Below are 18,071 nucleotides of genomic sequence, written 5' to 3' on the forward strand. Positions count from 1 at the left end.
CCACTTGGAATCATGTCAGCCGCACATCCAAATCGCCCATCAAATAAGAAATAACGAACTTTACTTTATATTCGCTGGTCTCATAATTCGCCGACCGCCAGTTCAGCCGGTTCATCATCCCCGTGTCGCGCTGGCTGCCAAATTCGATTGAGCCAAACAGCACAAATGCTTCAATCTCCACGCCGTAATCCTCGGGCAGACTGATATCCATATCGCCAAAAATACCTTGGAACAGCATGACCGAGTCCTTCTGCTCAGGCATCGCCAGCGACAGATCCAAATCCGCTTCCCCGAGTACATGCCAGGCGCTCATATTGTACAGCACCCACGGCGACCGGTCCCAGTCAAAGCCGGACATGAAATTCTGCTTTTGCATAAACCGGTTGTTCTTCTGCAGCTTCTTCGACTTGGCGAAAAAAAGACCCAGCGAGACGAGACAGATCCCAAGCACCAGCACTAGGTGATCCAGCAGCAGCAGCACAGCGCCGATGCCAAGCAGCGTATACCCCTGTTTTACATTTCCTTTGGTCGTCCGGTAAATGCCGGCCAGCAAAAACAGAAGGGCGACAAACGTGACAAAGCCGATCCATCTGCCAAATATCATGACCAGCCCCAGCCCGATCAGGCCGAGTGCGATCATCCGGTTCCGCTTATCCATGCCGCACCTCCTTGTTAGTCTATTCAAACGGCCGGTAAACCGCCGGAAAAGCCATGCCGGTATGGAGTCCACACCGTATGGCTTTTTCCTAGTTCAGCATATCATATCCCCTGCGGTTCGGGAACAGGCATTTCGTTACTGCACCGCATCACCGGCGGGAACAGGACTAGTCTTGTTTTTTGTCGAGCGTTGGTGCGGATTTTGCTCCACCCAGCTTGTTTTTCAGAGCGCTGAGCTGTTCTTCCACCTTCAGCTGCTTTTCGGCATCAATCGGGCTGGTGTAGGAAGCGCCTGTCGGGCGGTACGGAGCGCGCAGTACGTCGGCTTCCGCTTCCAGCTGCATGATTTTTTCTTCCATCCGGTGGAATCCGAGCGACGCGCTGCCGCTTTCGATGGAATGCACGCTGCTGATTTGCGCCATTTGCTTTTTGGCTTTAGCCATTTGAGCGCGGGATACCAGCTCGTTGCGCTTGTTGCGCAGCTTGTAGAATTCGTCTTTCATGTCATGCAGCTGTTGCACCAGCTCTTTCGCATGTACTTCGGCTTCTGCGTGCAGGTTGGCGTATTCGGACTGCTTTTGGTCGAAGTAGATTTTCTCTTCCAGCAGTTTGCGGGCTACTTCCTCTTGGCCGTTTCTCAGGGCCAGTTCAGCTTGGGCTTCGCGTTGGGCACCCATTTTCACAGCTTCGTCTACACGCTGCTTCATGCGGCGTTCATTAGCCATTTGCTTCGCTACGGTTACTTCGGCATCATGAATCTCAGCCTCCATATCGCGCAGATACTGGTTGAGCATTACAATCGGGTCTTCCACCTTATCCAACAGATCATTTACCGATGCTTTCGTCATATCCTTAATTCTTTTAAATACTCCCATGTTTTACACTTCTCCCTTCTCGTGTTTGGCAAGTTTGGCTTTCAGTTCTTCAACTTCTTTTTTGAGCGCTTTAAATTCAATATCTTTCATCATGGCATCCAGTCCGGAATCCTGGGATCCAAAAGCATTCGATTTGCCGTATCCAGGCTGTTCGGGTCTCGGTCCGTAATTCGGTGTTCCTTGTCCGTAAGGACCGTTCTCATACGGGCCGTGTCCTTGCGGAGGTCTGCCGTAAGGTCCCCCGTAGGGGCCGCCGCCGTAAGGTCCTTCGTGACCGCCGTGCTGTCCGAATGGCGGGTGATATGGACCGCGTTCCTTAGGAACAACCATCGCGACTACAAAATAAATCGGGATGACAAGGCCGCCTGTAAAAGGAATCGCAACCAGCAGCAGAATCCGCAGCAGTGTGGAGTCCATGCCTAAATTCTCGGCCAGGCCGCCGGCTAGGCCGGTCATTACTCTGTCGCGTGTGGAACGATACATTCGGGTCATGCCATTACTCCTTTCCGCCTTTGTCCAGCTTCTCTCTCAGCCGGGCCATTTCCCTTTCGAGCATGGAGCCTACCGATTCGCCGGCCGCTCCCATGCTCTCGCGGCCCATCTGGCGCAGATCGCGCAGGCTTTTGGCTTCAAGCTCCCAATCGCTCATCTGATCTTCAAGCCGTCCGAACATCTTCGGCACGTCCTGTCCTCCAAAAGCCGCCGCCCGCTGGTTCAGCCGCTGCTGGAGGCGGAGCGTTTCCATCCGGGCCGAGTAGTATTGACGTTTGTTGTAAACCGTCTGATACTCCATCTTGAGTTCCCCGAGCTGCTGTTCGAGTTCGAGCAGCGATTGCCGGCTCTGTTCCAGCAGTCCGCTGTACTGCTCCAGCTTCTCCTCGTGGATAATTTTTTCTTGCAGCGCTAGCTTGGCCAGATGCTCTTCACCAGCTTTCAACGCGAGCATCGCCTGTTCTTCACGCTTGTTGCGCATGTTTGCCGCCTGATCCACCTGCTGCTGCAGTTGTCTCGTATGGGATGCGTACTGCTGATACAATTTCTCTGCCTCGCTGATATCCTCGCGGGTCGAGTACAGGAACTGGTCGATCAGCTTGACCGGGTCCTGACTTTGTTCCAGACGTTCGTTCAAATTCGCGATCGTAATGTCGCGCATTCGGCGAAAAACACTCATGTTAACCTGCTCCCTCCTTACCGTTTATTTCAACCGGTTATGTGTCCTATTTAAGTAGTAAAGGCGCAATCAGTAAGTACTGCGTCTGCCGCCGCCTTTGAGCACCGAGATTCCGATGACCACCAGACCCAGACCGAGCAGCGGTCCGATCAGCCAGGATAGCTTGGCGATCAGCGACATAACGCCGACAAACATAACCGCCCAACCGATAAACTTGCGTCCGCTCTTAACCGCGTAGTAACCGAGAGCGATCAGCAGAACCGGGAACAACATGCGGAACAACCCGTGAACCAGGGGAGCCAGCATACCCAGCAGCATCAGCGCGCCGAGACCGATCAGAACAATGGCCAGTCCGTTTCCTTTATTTCGTTGCATGATTTCTCACCGCCTTTCGTCTTCGTCTTGCTTATGTCCTTATTGTAGACTCCCTGGCGATTCTTCAAAACGGACCGGGGACGGTTTTTGGAACTGGACCTTAGACGGGGCGGTACTGCGACCCGGGACGGCACTGGCCCTGGCGGAAGCAGCGGGGATATACCCGCTTGCCGGAATAGATGCGGCTACCCCACCCCTAACGCTTCATTTAACGGGGGAAGGACAGCCCTTTCCGGCAGTAAAGGATAGCCTTTCACTCCCACGCTGCGATGCCGGACGCGTGGTCCAGCCCTGACGATGCCAGACGATGCCAGACCAGTGCCCGCCCTGCGATAATACGCTGTCCGCTTGCTTGCGGACGTGTATAATGAACCTGTCGAATTCTATAGAAGGAGAAGCTGCAGGATGGACAAAACACTGCTTATCGTCGAGGACGACCGCAGCCTGAACAAAGGCATCGCACTTGCGCTGGCCCAGAGCGGGCTCCGGATAGAACAGGCCTACACGCTGGCGGACGCCCGGTCAATCGCGGCGCGGCGCCGGATCGATCTGATTATCCTCGACATCAACCTGCCCGACGGCAGCGGACTAGATTACTGCGAACAGCTCCGCCGTGCCAACAACCGGGTGCCCGTTGTCTTTTTGACGGCAAACGATATGGAAACGGATATTGTCGCAGGGCTGGAGCTTGGCGGTGACGACTACATCACCAAGCCGTTTAGTCTGATGGTGCTGCGGGCAAGAGTGCTGGCAGTGCTGCGGCGGTCGGAAGGCCGGAGCGGAGACCTGCTGGAATACGGGCTATTTCGCTTCGATTTTGCCAAAATGGAGTTTGCCAAAGCTGGCGAACCGCTGAATCTCAGCAAAACCGAGCAGAAGCTGCTGCGAATGCTGACCTCTCACACCGGCAGTATCCTGACGCGGGAGCAGCTAATGGAAGGCATCTGGAGTGTCGACGCCGATTTTGTGGATGAAAATGCGCTCAGCGTAGCCGTCAAACGGCTGCGGTCCAAGCTGGAGGAGGACCCCTCTCAGCCCGTTTATATCAAAACGGTATACGGACTTGGCTACATGTGGCCGGAGGGAAAATTATGATGGACAACCCGCAGCGGCCGGCGCGTCCCTCCTCTTTTAGAAAAAGAACGCCGCAGCTAGCCAAGGTTGCCGTTGTTTCCGCTGCCATCCTCTGCATCCTGCTGTATGCCTGTGCCGTCATCTACCTGTACGGCTGGACGTCGAAGCTGATCGGGCTGTCGGTGCTGCTCCTTGCCGGGCTGCTTTTTGCCGGGGTCGCCTGGCGCAAGCTGGCGGAACGGGATACCCGCGCCATGCTGGCCCGGACGGACGAGATGGTCGAAACCGCAATCCGCGGGAATGAACCGATGTTTGCTTATGAAGAGACCGCACTCTCCTCCCTGGAGCATAAGCTAAGACGGTATATCGGGATCGCCAAAGCCCAGGAACGGAGTATGGAACTCGAAAAAAATACAATAAAAAGCCTAATCTCCGATATTTCGCATCAGACCAAAACCCCTTTGTCCAATGTGGTGCTGTATGGCCAGCTTTTGGCGGAGACGCCCGGACTGGACCCGGAGGCAAACAACCTGCTGCATCAGCTCAGAGAGGAATCCATGAAGCTGGAATGGCTTATTCAGACGCTTGTAAAACTGTCAAGGCTGGAAAGTGGATTGATTTCATTGAACATGGCGGACAAACGTCTGATCGATACCATTACCCCCGTCCTCGCTTCCATATACGGCCAGGCAGAAAACAAAAACATCAAGGTCCACGTTACTTGCGATTCCGGCATTACAGCCGTCCATGACCCGAAATGGACAAGCGAAGCGCTGCTTAACCTGCTGGACAACGCGGTCAAATACACCCCGGATGGCGGCTCCATCCGCCTGGCAGCCGAAAGCAACGAGATGTTTGTCCGGCTGGAAGTCGAAGATAACGGACCGGGAATTCCGGAAGACGAAATCCATTCGATATTCCAGCGTTTTTACCGGGGTCGGAACGTCCGCGACCTGCCGGGAGTGGGCATCGGCCTGTATCTGGCGCGGGAAATCATAACGATCCAGGGCGGACATATTCAAGCGGCGTCGGCTGTGGGACGCGGCTCCAGGTTCTCTTTATTTTTGCCAAGGCGCGAAATGTGACTGAAACGACAGATTCCGGACACGCTCCTGTCAGATTCCTTTGATACTTTGGAAGAGGCCGGAAGCCCATCTAAGAATGGACGGAAGGCAGACCAAGGATCGCTTATAAAGGATGGCGATACGCCAAAGAGCGTCAATGGAGGGAATGGAACATGTCCATACTGCAAATGGAGAACGTTAGGAAAACCTACGGAAAAGGCGAACAAGCGGTCAACGCGCTGGACGGGGTGTCTCTGTCTATGGAACAAGGCGAGTTCGTGGCAATTGTCGGGACCAGCGGCAGCGGCAAAAGCACACTGCTGCATATGCTCGGCGGGCTCGACCGGCCGACGGAAGGCAAAGTGTACGTGGACGGCAACGATATTTTTGCAATGAACGACGACAAGCTGACCATCTTCCGCCGGCGGTCGGTCGGATTCATTTTTCAGAGCTATAATCTTGTTCCGATTCTGAACGTGTACGAGAACATTGTTTTGCCGATTGAGCTGGACGGCGGGACCATCGACGAACCGTATCTGGATAAGGTGGTCCGGACGCTTGGACTGCAGGAAAAGCTGAAAAATCTGCCTGCCAATCTGTCAGGCGGACAGCAGCAGCGGGTCGCCATCGCCAGAGCGCTTGCTACTAAACCATCCATCATCCTGGCGGATGAGCCGACTGGCAATCTGGACAGCCGGACGAGCCAGGAAGTACTTATTCTGATGAAGCAGCTTAGCGACCGGTTCAACCAGACCATTGTCATGATTACCCATAATGAACAAATCGCCCAAACGGCAGACCGCATTATCCGGATTGAGGACGGACGAATTGCCTCCGCAGGTCCGGATCGCGGAGGGCTGCCGGTATGATCGCCACACCAAACCGCAAGGCGGTAAGGCGGCTGGCACTGCGCAGTCTGAAAAGCAATCCGCTGCGCAACGTTACCGCGGTTATTGCCATTTTGCTGACCACCCTATTGATTACCGCCGTATTCAGCATGGCCTTTAATCTTAACCAGTCAATGCAATATACCCAGATGCGCACCGTAGGCACCGATATGCACGGCGGTTTCAAATATCTGCAGCCGGATGAGGTGGAAAAGCTGCGGAAGCATCCTTCGATCCGGGAATACGCCATTTCGCTGAATGTCGGCGATCTCGTGAATGAGGAGCTCGCCGGCAGCTCGGTCGAGGTAAAACGTGTGGATGAAGCTTACGCCAAACACGGGTTTATCGATTTTATCGAAGGCGGGCTGCCGGAGGCTAAAAACGAGGTGGCGTTAAACACATGGGTGCTGAACAAACTTGGAACACTGCCCCGGCTGGGCGAACCAGTAAAGCTAACCATTCGCGCCGGGGACCGAACAGTAACCGAAGAATTCGTGCTGTCCGGCTATTATGAAGCCGACAAACATCTGGCCATGGCGGGGCTGGCCTTCGTGTCGAAACGTTATACCGATGATTTTTTTGCCGGCTATGTTCCTCCGGCATCCGAAGGTGCAGACACGAATATCAACACGACCGAGCTGTCCGTCATGTTCAACAACTCCTTCAACATCGAGCAGAAGCTGAAGCAGGTACTGGCGGATACGGGCGTTGACACGCCGATTGGCGTGAACTGGGCCTACTCCTCCGTCTCGCTGGAGGAGAACTGGATGAATTATGTCCCGTACGCCGGGGTTGTTCTGATCATTATGCTCAGCGGGTATTTCCTGATCTACAACATTTTTTATATCTCGGTTGTACGGGACGTGAAATTCTACGGCTTATTGAAGACGGTCGGGACGACACCCAAGCAGCTGCGCCGGATTATTAGCATGCAAGCTCTGCTGCTGTACGCGTGCTCCCTCCCGTTTGGCCTGGCTGCGGGATACGGGGTAGGCCGCTGGATTACTCCGCTTGCGGCTTCCATTGGCGACGGATCGATGAAGCTCTCGTATTCGGCAAGCCCGTATCTGTTCGGCGGTGCTGCGCTTTTCTCCTTCTTGACCGTGGCCATTGCCGCGGGCAAGCCCGGCCGGATAGCCGCCCGTGTCGCTCCAGTGGAAGCGGTGAAATACGCGGGCGTGTCCGAAGGCGGGGGACGCCGGAAGACCAAACGCTCGAAACGGGGCGCGGCGCTGCCTGCGATGGCTTTTTCAAATCTGTTCCGCAGCCGGAAAAAGCTTGCGCTTATGCTGGCTTCGCTGTCGCTGAGTATCGTGCTGTTCAGCATTATTTTTACGGTTATTTCTTCCCTGGATGTGAACAAATACCTTAGCACCTTTATTACGGGAGATCTGATGGTAACCGACGATACGGTACGGCATCCGGGAAATTATCCCGATGATGCGGGGGGGTTATCGGAGGATGCCTACCGGACGCTGCATGAAACCGCCGGCGTGACTCGAACGGATCGGGTGTACTACAAACCCGAATATTATCCGCTGGACCAGCAGATTCGCGGCGTGCTGGAGCGGCTCGTCAATGTTCCCGAACCCGACCCATGGCTGGTGACAACACTGAAGGGGCAGGCCGGAAGGGAACCCGGAGTTCACGTCAATATGTACGGCGTAGATCCCGGCTGGTACGATTTGCTTGAGAAGGATGTGGCGGAAGGCCAGTTTGACCGGGAAAAATTTGAATCGGGCGGATACGTTTTGCTGACTTATACGCTGCTGGGTGAAGACAATGAGATCACTTATTATCATCCGGGGGACAAAATTACATATCCCGGACTGAACCGGACCTACGAAGTGATGGCGGTGCTGAAATACGATGCGATGTATGCGGGAACAACCCAAGCGTTTTCCGCAAACGGCTACAATGCCTTTTTCCCGGCTTCGGAGTTGAAACAGGCCGCGGCTTCGGCTAAATCCGCGCCCCACCTGCTCTCTGTGACAGTGGATGCCGATTCTGACAGCTTGGATCAGGTAAAACAGACAGCGGTCGCCCTCACGGACTCCAAAGAAGGCCTGCTGGTCAAGACGCGGCAGGATTACCGGGACGAACTGGGCGGCTTTATCCGTATTTTCCAGACCATCGGCTACGGCCTTAGCTTGGTGATCGCGCTGATCGGTATCGTCAATTATATCAACAGCGTGCTAACCGGTGTGGTCACCCGCCGCAATGAATTTGCGGTGCTGGAGAGCGTGGGGATGACGCGCAGGCAGATGAGACGGATGTTGACCTACGAAGGGCTGTTCACCGTACTGCTGACCGCATTGCTAACGTCCACGGTCGGAGCTCTTATTACGTACTGGATCTCGATCAAAATCACGAGCCTGATGGACTTTACCGTATTCCGGATGCAGTGGCTTCCCTTTATTGCGGTGCCCCCTATGCTGGCCCTTATCGCCTATGGCGTGACGCTCGGTGCTTACCGGATGCTGACCCGGGCTACGATTGTGGAACGGCTGCGGGAGACGGAATAAAATTAACGTAGTTGCTCGTACAGTGCAGGAAAATCAAAATTCCCTGCCTGTACGAGCAATTCGTTTGTTATGGAACGGAGACCGCTCCATGCTTCCAGCGATGCGTCAATACCACAGGGCGGAAGTTCCCCAATGGCAAGTCTGTCCTTCCGGTATCCCCTGCAGGATATCCCCGTTTCTGGGGGCACCTCTTGCTTTAGTTTTTCTATTTTTCCTGAGGCCGGGCTGTGTATCTTAACGTTAAGGGCTGCTCCTCATCAATTGCAACTTCTTCTGTATTCCCAGCTTCATATACGTTATTCATAAAAAGCTCCCAATGACTGTTTTCATCATTTTTAATACCATCAACCGTGGTTACTTGCCCTTTCTGGTCCTTCTCTATTGGCATGCCCTGCTCCACATTGTCCGAAATGGCCTGCAGGGCTTTCCAAACGGTAGGATGATCGTCAATAATCTTAACAGTCTGCAAAAATAAAACCTCATCTTCATTAAAGATAACCACATTAACTTTCGTTTCCAATGTACCTTCACCTGTGTATTTTACGCCCTTATATTCCGGGGAGATGCCCTCTCCGTTGTTTTTTCCGCATGCTGATAAAAGCATCATAACAAAAAATAGTAAAGTTAAACTGCGCCAATAACCTTTTTTCATGCTTTCCCTTTGCATATCCATTATTACATCCCCTTTGTTTACTCACTAAACCGAATGCGTTCTATTAAACTCTCCCGACCCAAACGCCGCTGCATGTACAAGGTAGTCAGTACCTGGACAGCAACGTAGGCACAAAGTAGTGTCAGCATTGCTCCCAGCGGGAATTGGTATTGGGCAAAGGCAGCCGATCGCTTATAAAATTCCACTCCGTAATATCCAGCAGGTATACCTACCGAAAAGGTAATCAGCAAACTAATCATAATCACAAGTAGACCTTCACTGCCTAATTGCATGGTTAACTGGCTCCGAGTCAAACCAATAGCTTCAACTAAGCTGATTTCCCGTTTTCTAGCGTACATACTAGTTAAGTTGGAATTGATCAAGTTAAATACACTGATAATCAACAAGGCTATAATAAGCCCATTAGCTGCCAGTTCAATCACATTCTTCATTCCACTAAATTCTTCATAAATCTCTTGGAAAGAAGTAAACGTTATTCTTCGGTCGGCAGTTGCAATGCCTTTTAGACTTTGCTCCACTTTGCCCTGTTGTTCTTGATCAACTGATACACTAATTTGCTTGATCCGTTGATCTAAACTCAAGCGTTTGAACAAGTTCTGATGGGCAATAAAGACTCCTCCCTCTGAAGAATTGCCTTTATACGTTACATAATTGGGCAATACACCAACAATCGTGAATACTCGTTCTTTTTTTCCTTCTCCATACTCAGCCAATCGAATCTTGTCTCCCGCTTGGTAGCTTCCATCTTCTGCAATCGCAATGAGATTATCACCAGACCTCATTTTCTCTAGTACAGAATCATCTTTTCCAAGCATCTTAGGGATATTTTGCATTAAAGCATCATCGTAAGCATAAATATCCGTTCGAATTTCCGGATTTCTTATATTCGTCAAATCTTTGAGATGTGTGTTGGCATCCTGCTTGTTATAAATTAATACATCATACATTTCTGTCATTACTTTTTTAATCCCTGGCATAACATTTATTTGATTAATAACATTCTCGTTCAACAAATCGAGTCGTTTATCAGACTCAAGGCTAGTGGCAGCACTTAGTTTATAATCACCAGGAACCATACTTCCAACCATATTGCCAACATTCATACTGCTTAAAATACTCCCTGTGATTACATAAATAAGCCCTGTCAGCGTAATCGATGTTACGGTTACCCAGGTTCGTTTACGATATCGAGTAAGTTGCGCCAACACCAAGGAAATACCGCTTATAGAGCTTTTAAATTTATTTTTGATTCTGTGATTTCTCTTCCCGAACTCCTCAGCGGGATTGTAACGCATAGCCGTGATCTCTGTGATTTCCCCTACTCTTTTGGCAGGAGTGTGAACAGAAAACATCACAAGCACCAGACCTGCAACAAACACAATGCAAACTATATAAGGAGATATCTCAACAAACAATGCAGAACCTCCACTAGCAACATTTCCTAAGAAGGGAATGAATGCAGCACTGCCAATCCCCCCCAACAAGAGACCCATGACGCTCCCAACTAGTGAAATAATCAACCCTTCTGTACGAATCATCCTCCGTAGTTGTTTAGGAGTCATTCCTATCGCCTTCATCATCCCAAATAAACGGATCTGCTGGGATATATATATATTGAAGATATTGTAGATAACCATGGCCGCACTGATTAAAATTACAAATACAACGACGGCCGCTTTCAGAATCGAAACAGGATTTTGCTCATATGCCCCGCTGTAACGTTCGTTTATTTGGACTTGGTCTTCTTTTAACCCCGCCTCCACGCCAATTTTATGTGCCGTAGAAGAAGCATTAAAGTCCGATTTCAAAAGAGCAAATAGAACAACATCCGGGTTTGGACTATAACGCTGGGAAAAGCTTTTGGATACAAACATTAGTCCTGCTCTAGCCGCCTTCCGTACAGCGATATCATCAGTAATACCGACTAGCTTAAACCGTTTTGTGATATGTTCCATTTTCCCAGCGTTCATAATTTGTAAATCCAATGGAATGACCTTTCCAAGACTGGAGGAGAAGCCTAATTCTTCGACCACCCATTTATCCAATACCATTTCGTCGTCCTTAACTGGCGCGCGGCCTTTCCTAAGTTGAATCAATCCTTCATTTATTCCTTCTATATAGCCTATTGACATGTCTATGTGTAATTTTTCAAAGGAGTCAGATTTTATATTTTTACTATTGTAGGAGAGATAATGTTTTTTGATCTTCGGGTTATTCTCAATTTCTAGTTGCTGCTTTGGCAATAGATGCTCAAACTGTACATGATAGGCACCTAGCTCATTAGTAGCTTCTCGCTTGCTACGCTGATCGTCAGAATAAAAGTAGGTCAGCACCACAAAAATCAATGCTACCGATAATGCAACGGTACTTATAGTCAATATTGTTCGGCTTCTGTGGTGACGTAAATTTTTCAGTGATACATCTTTAACAGTAATAAAATTTTTCATACTGCTACCTCTGCAATTGAACCATCCACCACTCGAACAGTCCGGTCAGCAAGCTTTGCCACTTCATTATTATGCGTTACCACAATTAAAGTCTGATTATATTTCTCTACCGATAGACGCAGCAAATCCAATACACTGCTGCTGGAGCGGCTATCAAGATTTCCTGTAGGTTCATCGGCGAGCACAATAGCGGGTCTGGCTGCTAATGCGCGGGCAATGGCTACCCTCTGCTGTTGACCGCCAGATAATACGGTTGGCAAACTGGTCCGCTTTTCGTAAATCCCCAAAGTATTTAAAATATCTTCAATATAGCCAATATCTGCTTTCTTACCGTCCAGCCCAATTGGTAAGATGATGTTTTCCCATACATTAAGCGAAGGTACCAAATTAAAGGCTTGGAACACAAATCCAATTTGGCGACGGCGAAATACTGCCAATTCGCTCATTGACAATCTGTAAATGGACGTCCCTTGTATTATGACCTCCCCGCTTGTGGGTGCGTCCAAACCACCAATGATATGCATTAAAGTGCTTTTTCCTGCACCAGACTGCCCCACAATGGATATAAACTCACCTTTCTCCACAGAAAAATCAACATTATGAATAGCCTTGACCTGACGCTCTCCTGTTCCGTAATATTTGCATAATTTATTTCCCTCTAAAATCATATATAACTCCCTCCTTTTTAAAATAAAAAAATATCCTTCCCTAAGTTGTTCTCATAGGAAAGGATATCCAACAAATCTCTATTTTTTTTCAACTTTTCGCAGCCCCATCCAAATCAGGGTCATCTGAGCATAAGACGGTAACATTTACACAAGCACCACCCTGTATATTGTTGGTCAGCAGGACACTACCCCCGAGTTTCTCAGCTAGGACTTTGCAAATATTCAGCCCCATGCCGTAGTGGCTTCCCTCAATTTCAGTTTTGCTTTTATAAAATGGTGTGGTGGCGAGCTTTAGATCTTGTCTTGAGAACCCCCTACCATCATCATTAACTGTCAACGAAAACCGTCCCCCGACAAGTTCGAAATGGACAGAAATCATCTGACTCGCGTAACGCATGGCGTTTGAAACCAAATTTTCATATATTGTGGTAATCATACCTGTATCAATATAGATATATTCTTCATCTATCATATTTGCATATGAAAATTGTAATGGTTGGTCCCGCACTAAAACTTCAGTAGAACTAATTAGTTGTTTCACAAAGAAGGAACTGTTCACTTTAATACGGGTTACCGCTATATCTTCTAATCTTTGTGCTTCGCCCATAATTTGCACATAATTCTCCAGCCGTTTAATATGTGCGCTCATGGTTGAAATCGTATCCAGTAATTTCTCTTTGCTTATCTTCTCATCTGGTAAGTAATTGTTTAAAAAGTCTACGTAGCCCCGTATGACTGTCAGCGGTGTTCGCAGATCGTGTGAAAAAGCCGCATTTAACTGTTTTCTATCTTCTATAGACCGCCACATCCGGCGATTGCTTTCTTCCAACGCAACTCTCATTTTCTCAAATGATCCGCAGAGCTGTCCCATTTCATCTTCAGTATCTTGATCGATATGAAAATCCAAGTCATTATTAGAAATTTTTTTAGAAGCTTCCCGCAAAACTCCAATGGGTTTTTTAAGCTTGTTACGGTAAAACATTAAAGAGGCCGACAAGATAGATAACCCAAAATAAATCACAATAGACCAAGAATCCAAGAAATCACAGAACTTAATGATCTGTTTATCTTTATCAGAATAATCTGTATTAATATTCTCAATATTATAAATAATTGCGGGATTCTCAATGTCCGCTAACGAATAAGAATCGTTATACTTTAAAAACAAATGATTTCGCATCTGGCCTGCTTGACTAATGGTAATCACACTAAGCAGTGCTGCAATAAGTATAAATACAAGCATATATACCATAAAGGTTAGCCTAAGGGATAAGTTGCGAAAACCCTTTCTTAACCTACCCATTTGTAACCCACACCCCATACCGTCAATATGTATGCATGACTGCTAACCTCAGCAAGCTTGGTACGAATTCTTCGAATATGCTCTGAAACAACGGCGCTGTCCCCCTCGTGCTCCCAACCCCAGACCCGTTCATAAATTTGTTCTTTATCGAAGACTTGGCCGCTGTTCATCGACAATAATTCAATGATCCCAAATTCTTTTTTAGCAAAGGAAAGTGGACGGTCTTTGTAGTAAACCATTCTTCCTGAGTAATCAATAACTAAATCTTCTGAAAATCTAGTTTGTGTCTTGACGGATCGCCTTCGTTCACGGCGCAAATGTGCTGCTACTCTAGCTCCAAGCTCATCAATGCTGAACGGTTTCACGATATAATCGTCTCCACCGACACGAAAGCCATTTATTTTATCAGCATCTTCCACTCTGGCCGTTAAAAATATAATGGGACAAGACACAAAATCCCGGATTCGCATGCATACCTCGAGACCGTCTATTTCTGGCATATTAATATCTAATAAAATGATGTCCGGACTATTCGCCGCCTTTTGCAAAGCCTCTATTCCGCTCAGTGCTGTCAAGACTTTATAACCGTTCATCTCAAAGTAATCTTGCAGCAGTTTGATTATATCCATTTCATCATCAATGATCAGAATTTGATTGGTCATAATCTTTACTCCATTCAGTCTCATTAGTATTAGATATATTTAAGTATGCCAATGTGAAGAATTCCGCCTTTATAATAAGTATAAAATTCCATCCACAATTTTACAATGCAGTTCCCACAGTTAAGACGCTTTAACAGCTTTTCGCAAAAACAGCGGCTGCCCCGGGAAGTCCCCGGCAGGCAGCCGCTGTGCTGTGTTACAACCTATTGTGTCATTAGAACGCGGGAAGTGCAATCTCCGCGTAATTGTCTTCCAGGAACTTCTTCACTTCCGGTCCGCTGATGCGGGCGGCCAGCTTTTTGATGGCATCCGAATCCTTGTTGTCCTCGCGTGCAACCAGCGTAATCGAATACGGATTTTCCGGCGATTCCGTTGCCAAAGCGTCTTTTTTGGGAGTCAGACCCACAGGTTTCGCATAAGCTGGAGTCATCGCCACCAGGTCCGCGTCATCGAGCGTCCGGGCCAGCATCAGCAGATCGACCTCAAGGATCTTGAAATTCTTCGGGTTCTCCACGATATCAGCCGGAGTCGCTGCATAACCAACGCCTTCTTTCAGCTTGAGCAGTCCCGCTTCTTCGAACATAACCAGCGATCTTCCCGTGTTGGTCGGGTCGTTGGCCACTGCCAGCGTTGCGCCTTCCGGCAGCTCGTCCAGGCTCTTGTACCGTTTGGAATACGCGCCGTAGATCGCGTCATAGACCGGCTGAATCGCTGTCAGGTTGGCTTTTTTGCTTTCGTTAAACTGCTCCATGTAAGGGACGTGCTGGAAAAAGTTGGCGTCCACTTCTTTGTTAGCCAGCGCCTCGTTTGGCTGCACATTATCGGACAAAACGACAATCTCCATGTCGACTCCGTCTTCCAGCAGCAGCGGCTTCACAATTTCAAGAATGTCCGTCATTGGCGGGATCAACGTCGCTACTTTGATTTTGACCGGCTCACCGGCTCCGGCCGCATCCGTTCCGTTTTGCTCTGCCTTTGCCGTTTCGCTTGGGCTTGGGCTCGCCGCACCGCCTGCTTTGTTCCCGCTGTTATTTCCGGATTGTCCGCAGCCTGCGATCAGTGCCACAACAAGCACCAGCGCGAGCATCATTGTTTTTTTGAACATGAGTGTTAACCCCCGTTTGTGTGATTGGTATCTTTTTTATCTCTTGTCTAGCAGTCTTGCCGCTGTCCCGCCCGCGAACTGCACGAACTGGACCAGCACGATCATAACGAGAATGGCATACACCATGACCAAAGTCTCGTACCGCTGATAGCCATAGCGTATGGCAAAATCCCCCACGCCGCCGCCGCCAACCACGCCCATCACCGTCGAAAACGAAATAAAGCTGACTGTTGAGGTGGTCAGTCCCAGCACAAGGCCGGAACGGGCTTCAACGTACAGAAACTTGAAGATCAACCCGAGTTTTGATGCCCCCATGGACAACGCCGCTTCGGTCACGCCGCGCGGCACTTCCAGCAGCGACTGCTCCACAAGCCGCGCATAATACGCGATGGCGATGACCGATAGCGGCACGGTGGCCGCCGCCGTCCCGATTGCGGTTCCGACGATCATCCGGGTGACCGGAATAAGCGCCACGACCAGCAGCAGGAACGGGAAAGAGCGGATAATGTTGACCAGACTGTTCAGCGCAAAAGATAAAGTCCCATTCTCGTACAGCTGTCCTTTGCGGGTAAAATAAAGCAGCGTCCCCAGCGGCAGTCCAAGCAGCACCGCCACAAAATCCGCCATGCCGACCATAACGAAGGTTTCGCCAATCGACTGCCACATTTCAGTCTGGTACTTCGCCATCTCCTCAAACATCCGTCTCCCCCGTTCCCGCAATAATCTGCTCCCGGTAGGAGCCGCCATATCCCGCCGGCGGCCGGAACGGCGTCTTTTGTCTGGAAAAGGAGTCGGTAATCCGGCCCTGTTCCATCACCGAGACATGGCTGCAGACGGCGCGGACGACGTCCATCTCATGGGTGACCAGCACTACGGTGATGCCCAGGCTTTCATTGGCGTGCCGGAGCACCTGAAGAATTTCGGCCGTCGTCCCCGGGTCCAGCGCCGAAGTCGGCTCGTCGCAGAGCAGCAGCCGGGGCCGGTTCGCCAGCGCTCTGGCGATCGCCACCCGCTGGCGTTGTCCGCCGCTCAGTCTGGCGGGATACTGGTCTGCCTTATCCGTCAGGCCGACAAAATGCAGGCATTCCTCCGCCCGTTCCTGCCGCTCGCGGGCGCTCATCCCTCCCGCCAGTTCCATCGGCAGCGTTACGTTGCCAAGGACACTGCGGTTGGCCACCAGGTTATACTGCTGAAAAATCATGCCGATGCCACGCCTTGCTTCACGCAGCGCCCGGTCTCCCAGCAGTGTGAGCTCGTCTCCCGCCACGGTTACCGTACCTTCGTCCGGCCGCTCCAGCAGATTGATTAGCCGCAGCAGCGTCGATTTGCCGGCCCCGCTTGGCCCAATAATTCCGTGAACCGCTCCGGATTCAACCGTAAGCGTAACATCATCCACGACCCGCTCGGGACCGCCCGGCGCGGGATAACTTTTACTGACCCGATTCAGGGAAAGCATCGTCTCCCTCCCCTTTCGCTTTTGCCGCTTGCATGAATCTGTCCTCACAGGGCATTCCTGCGTTCCCCCATCATTTCACACTAATCCGACAGGTGAATTTTGTACTAGTATTATTTAAAAACTGTTTTATTAAAAATACCCTTAAATAATAAGGCATTATCCATCCTGTGTCACTATTTTTATTTGACGTATAACTCAGCAACGATGCCGGCAACCTTCCTAAGGCCCCCTTAAACCGTTGTCCCGTACGGTTTTGCAGGCCGGAAGATGTATTTGAGGCTGCAAAAGACGTTGCCCACTGGTCTTTCTCCGTTTCGCTGTCAGATACGGTATCACAGCCTGCTCGTTCCTTTTACCCAGTTTCAGCCGCTGTCGCCTGAGCGGTTCAGCCCCAAATCGGCTTACCTGGTTACCGCCTTCTCCCGGTTCATTTTTGGAGCGGCCGTGTATTAAATCGCTATTTTGCAGCTGCGCAATCTGGTTGGGAGCCTGTCCGCAGGCAGTCCGTTTGTACCGGATAATGTCAACCGTTTGAGGAGACTGGCATTTGTTATTATTGCCTATTCCGTGTTATCCAATATCTTTATGAATGTAATGTATCGGCTGTTTGTGCACGATGTGTTCAGCATCAATGTCGCTGTCTCCCTGAAAGGCCTTGGAATCGGCCTGCTCGTCCTGTGCATCGCCGAAGTATTCCGGCACGGTGTATATTACAGGAGGAAGTCGACACCACGCTATAACCCGATCGCACTATCCTTAATGACGATCACCCTAATAACTCAACTTTCGCAGAGCGAAAATCAGCTAAGTTCCAGTCCTGGCGCCGATTTAACCACAATAAAGCAATCGTCTTGAAAAAATAGAAAAACAGTGCTTCATTGCAGCGAACGCACATTCGGCGGGATTTACGGTGTGATGAAGTTAGCACGCTAGACCGGACAGTTGCCTTTGCGCAACTCATAGAACGGCTGAACGAAATTACGAATCTGGTTGGGAAAAATGCTCCAACCTGATTCAAAGTCAACTCTGGCACCGGATCTCCGGTTTGCCCAGTGATCTCAAGGCGTATCTGCCGAGCTCAGGCTGCGCTGCCGATCTAGGTTGCGCTGCCGATCTCGGCCTGCGAAAG

At 50.1% G+C, this 18,071-nt stretch carries 19 protein-coding genes; 6 read left to right on the forward strand and 13 right to left on the reverse strand.

Features of this window, described 5'->3' with window-relative positions:
• Positions 1 to 10 precede the first annotated feature (10 nt).
• From liaF to ACE6ED_RS16010, 5 genes are all read right to left on the reverse strand, one after another.
• The gene (liaF, locus tag ACE6ED_RS15990) at positions 11 to 658 is read right to left on the reverse strand and encodes a cell wall-active antibiotics response protein LiaF (RefSeq protein ID WP_410828191.1); all 648 of its coding nucleotides are present in this window, start codon (positions 656 to 658) and stop codon (positions 11 to 13) included.
• Between the two features lie 166 nt (positions 659 to 824).
• Entirely contained in the window at positions 825 to 1,532 is a 708-nt protein-coding gene (locus ACE6ED_RS15995) for a PspA/IM30 family protein (RefSeq protein ID WP_410828192.1), read from the reverse strand.
• 3 nt (positions 1,533 to 1,535) lie between these two features.
• Positions 1,536 to 2,024 carry a PspC domain-containing protein gene (locus ACE6ED_RS16000; RefSeq protein ID WP_410828193.1) on the reverse strand — a complete coding sequence of 163 codons (489 nt, stop codon included), beginning with the start codon at positions 2,022 to 2,024 and terminating at the stop codon, positions 1,536 to 1,538.
• A 4-nt stretch (positions 2,025 to 2,028) separates the two neighbouring features.
• Complete coding sequence (locus ACE6ED_RS16005; protein ID WP_410828194.1) at positions 2,029 to 2,703, reverse strand: PspA/IM30 family protein; 675 nt, start codon at positions 2,701 to 2,703, stop codon at positions 2,029 to 2,031.
• A 69-nt stretch (positions 2,704 to 2,772) separates the two neighbouring features.
• Complete coding sequence (locus tag ACE6ED_RS16010) at positions 2,773 to 3,078, reverse strand: hypothetical protein (RefSeq protein ID WP_410828195.1); 306 nt, start codon at positions 3,076 to 3,078, stop codon at positions 2,773 to 2,775.
• A gap of 405 nt (positions 3,079 to 3,483) precedes the next feature.
• Between ACE6ED_RS16010 and ACE6ED_RS16015 the strand changes: the two genes are divergently transcribed.
• The 4 genes from ACE6ED_RS16015 (at position 3,484) to ACE6ED_RS16030 (ending at position 8,628) form a co-directional block, all read left to right on the forward strand.
• A complete protein-coding gene (locus ACE6ED_RS16015; RefSeq protein WP_410828196.1) occupies positions 3,484 to 4,173 on the forward strand; it encodes a response regulator transcription factor in 690 nt (229 codons plus the stop codon).
• Positions 4,170 to 5,237 (forward strand): sensor histidine kinase, encoded by a 1,068-nt coding sequence (locus tag ACE6ED_RS16020; protein WP_410828197.1) that lies wholly within the window; start codon positions 4,170 to 4,172, stop codon positions 5,235 to 5,237. The genes ACE6ED_RS16015 and ACE6ED_RS16020 overlap by 4 nt, the downstream gene beginning before the upstream one ends.
• A 152-nt stretch (positions 5,238 to 5,389) precedes the next feature.
• The gene (locus tag ACE6ED_RS16025; protein ID WP_410828198.1) at positions 5,390 to 6,085 is read left to right on the forward strand and encodes an ABC transporter ATP-binding protein; all 696 of its coding nucleotides are present in this window, start codon (positions 5,390 to 5,392) and stop codon (positions 6,083 to 6,085) included.
• Positions 6,082 to 8,628 carry an ABC transporter permease gene (locus ACE6ED_RS16030; protein WP_410828199.1) on the forward strand — a complete coding sequence of 849 codons (2,547 nt, stop codon included), beginning with the start codon at positions 6,082 to 6,084 and terminating at the stop codon, positions 8,626 to 8,628. The genes ACE6ED_RS16025 and ACE6ED_RS16030 overlap by 4 nt, the downstream gene beginning before the upstream one ends.
• A gap of 205 nt (positions 8,629 to 8,833) precedes the next feature.
• Here ACE6ED_RS16030 and ACE6ED_RS16035 read toward each other — a convergent pair whose 3' ends face one another.
• The 8 genes from ACE6ED_RS16035 to ACE6ED_RS16070 form a co-directional block, all read right to left on the reverse strand.
• Positions 8,834 to 9,301 carry a hypothetical protein gene (locus tag ACE6ED_RS16035; protein WP_410828200.1) on the reverse strand — a complete coding sequence of 156 codons (468 nt, stop codon included), beginning with the start codon at positions 9,299 to 9,301 and terminating at the stop codon, positions 8,834 to 8,836.
• A 17-nt stretch (positions 9,302 to 9,318) separates the two neighbouring features.
• Entirely contained in the window at positions 9,319 to 11,748 is a 2,430-nt protein-coding gene (locus tag ACE6ED_RS16040; protein WP_410828201.1) for an ABC transporter permease, read from the reverse strand.
• Positions 11,745 to 12,416, reverse strand: coding sequence for an ABC transporter ATP-binding protein (locus tag ACE6ED_RS16045; protein ID WP_410828202.1), 672 nt, complete (start codon positions 12,414 to 12,416; stop codon positions 11,745 to 11,747). The genes ACE6ED_RS16040 and ACE6ED_RS16045 overlap by 4 nt, the downstream gene beginning before the upstream one ends.
• Positions 12,417 to 12,504: 88 nt before the next feature.
• Positions 12,505 to 13,719: a HAMP domain-containing sensor histidine kinase gene (locus ACE6ED_RS16050; RefSeq protein WP_410828203.1), complete on the reverse strand. Its 1,215-nt coding sequence runs from the start codon at positions 13,717 to 13,719 to the stop codon at positions 12,505 to 12,507.
• Positions 13,707 to 14,381, reverse strand: coding sequence for a response regulator transcription factor (locus tag ACE6ED_RS16055; protein WP_410828204.1), 675 nt, complete (start codon positions 14,379 to 14,381; stop codon positions 13,707 to 13,709). The genes ACE6ED_RS16050 and ACE6ED_RS16055 overlap by 13 nt, the downstream gene beginning before the upstream one ends.
• A gap of 214 nt (positions 14,382 to 14,595) precedes the next feature.
• Positions 14,596 to 15,486: a MetQ/NlpA family ABC transporter substrate-binding protein gene (locus tag ACE6ED_RS16060; protein ID WP_410828205.1), complete on the reverse strand. Its 891-nt coding sequence runs from the start codon at positions 15,484 to 15,486 to the stop codon at positions 14,596 to 14,598.
• A gap of 36 nt (positions 15,487 to 15,522) precedes the next feature.
• Complete coding sequence (locus ACE6ED_RS16065; RefSeq protein ID WP_410828206.1) at positions 15,523 to 16,185, reverse strand: methionine ABC transporter permease; 663 nt, start codon at positions 16,183 to 16,185, stop codon at positions 15,523 to 15,525.
• Complete coding sequence (locus ACE6ED_RS16070) at positions 16,178 to 16,942, reverse strand: methionine ABC transporter ATP-binding protein (RefSeq protein WP_410828207.1); 765 nt, start codon at positions 16,940 to 16,942, stop codon at positions 16,178 to 16,180. The genes ACE6ED_RS16065 and ACE6ED_RS16070 overlap by 8 nt, the downstream gene beginning before the upstream one ends.
• A 267-nt stretch (positions 16,943 to 17,209) precedes the next feature.
• On the opposite strand from ACE6ED_RS16070, the gene ACE6ED_RS16075 reads away from it, so the two are divergent.
• Positions 17,210 to 17,395: a hypothetical protein gene (locus ACE6ED_RS16075; RefSeq protein WP_410828208.1), complete on the forward strand. Its 186-nt coding sequence runs from the start codon at positions 17,210 to 17,212 to the stop codon at positions 17,393 to 17,395.
• 9 nt (positions 17,396 to 17,404) lie between these two features.
• Positions 17,405 to 17,797 (forward strand): DUF2975 domain-containing protein, encoded by a 393-nt coding sequence (locus ACE6ED_RS16080; RefSeq protein WP_410828209.1) that lies wholly within the window; start codon positions 17,405 to 17,407, stop codon positions 17,795 to 17,797.
• The last annotated feature ends 274 nt before the right edge of the window (positions 17,798 to 18,071 follow it).

The sequence above is a fragment of the Paenibacillus nanchangensis genome (assembly GCF_046543445.1).
GTDB lineage: Bacteria > Bacillota > Bacilli > Paenibacillales > Paenibacillaceae > Paenibacillus_AQ > Paenibacillus_AQ nanchangensis.

What these genes read in the sequence shown, in the direction of transcription:
- ACE6ED_RS16055 (WP_410828204.1), bottom strand. Translation starts at nt 14,381, where the DNA reads ATGACCAATCAAATTCTGATCATTGATGATGAAATGGATATAATCAAA.
- liaF (WP_410828191.1), bottom strand. Translation starts at nt 658, where the DNA reads ATGGATAAGCGGAACCGGATGATCGCACTCGGCCTGATCGGGCTGGGG.
- ACE6ED_RS16070 (WP_410828207.1), bottom strand. Translation starts at nt 16,942, where the DNA reads ATGCTTTCCCTGAATCGGGTCAGTAAAAGTTATCCCGCGCCGGGCGGT.
- ACE6ED_RS16000 (WP_410828193.1), bottom strand. Translation starts at nt 2,024, where the DNA reads ATGACCCGAATGTATCGTTCCACACGCGACAGAGTAATGACCGGCCTA.
- ACE6ED_RS16030 (WP_410828199.1), top strand. Translation starts at nt 6,082, where the DNA reads ATGATCGCCACACCAAACCGCAAGGCGGTAAGGCGGCTGGCACTGCGC.
- ACE6ED_RS16035 (WP_410828200.1), bottom strand. Translation starts at nt 9,301, where the DNA reads ATGGATATGCAAAGGGAAAGCATGAAAAAAGGTTATTGGCGCAGTTTA.
- ACE6ED_RS16015 (WP_410828196.1), top strand. Translation starts at nt 3,484, where the DNA reads ATGGACAAAACACTGCTTATCGTCGAGGACGACCGCAGCCTGAACAAA.
- ACE6ED_RS15995 (WP_410828192.1), bottom strand. Translation starts at nt 1,532, where the DNA reads ATGGGAGTATTTAAAAGAATTAAGGATATGACGAAAGCATCGGTAAAT.
- ACE6ED_RS16010 (WP_410828195.1), bottom strand. Translation starts at nt 3,078, where the DNA reads ATGCAACGAAATAAAGGAAACGGACTGGCCATTGTTCTGATCGGTCTC.
- ACE6ED_RS16040 (WP_410828201.1), bottom strand. Translation starts at nt 11,748, where the DNA reads ATGAAAAATTTTATTACTGTTAAAGATGTATCACTGAAAAATTTACGT.
- ACE6ED_RS16050 (WP_410828203.1), bottom strand. Translation starts at nt 13,719, where the DNA reads ATGGGTAGGTTAAGAAAGGGTTTTCGCAACTTATCCCTTAGGCTAACC.
- ACE6ED_RS16025 (WP_410828198.1), top strand. Translation starts at nt 5,390, where the DNA reads ATGTCCATACTGCAAATGGAGAACGTTAGGAAAACCTACGGAAAAGGC.
- ACE6ED_RS16060 (WP_410828205.1), bottom strand. Translation starts at nt 15,486, where the DNA reads ATGTTCAAAAAAACAATGATGCTCGCGCTGGTGCTTGTTGTGGCACTG.
- ACE6ED_RS16075 (WP_410828208.1), top strand. Translation starts at nt 17,210, where the DNA reads ATGTATTTGAGGCTGCAAAAGACGTTGCCCACTGGTCTTTCTCCGTTT.
- ACE6ED_RS16005 (WP_410828194.1), bottom strand. Translation starts at nt 2,703, where the DNA reads ATGAGTGTTTTTCGCCGAATGCGCGACATTACGATCGCGAATTTGAAC.
- ACE6ED_RS16045 (WP_410828202.1), bottom strand. Translation starts at nt 12,416, where the DNA reads ATGATTTTAGAGGGAAATAAATTATGCAAATATTACGGAACAGGAGAG.
- ACE6ED_RS16020 (WP_410828197.1), top strand. Translation starts at nt 4,170, where the DNA reads ATGATGGACAACCCGCAGCGGCCGGCGCGTCCCTCCTCTTTTAGAAAA.
- ACE6ED_RS16065 (WP_410828206.1), bottom strand. Translation starts at nt 16,185, where the DNA reads ATGTTTGAGGAGATGGCGAAGTACCAGACTGAAATGTGGCAGTCGATT.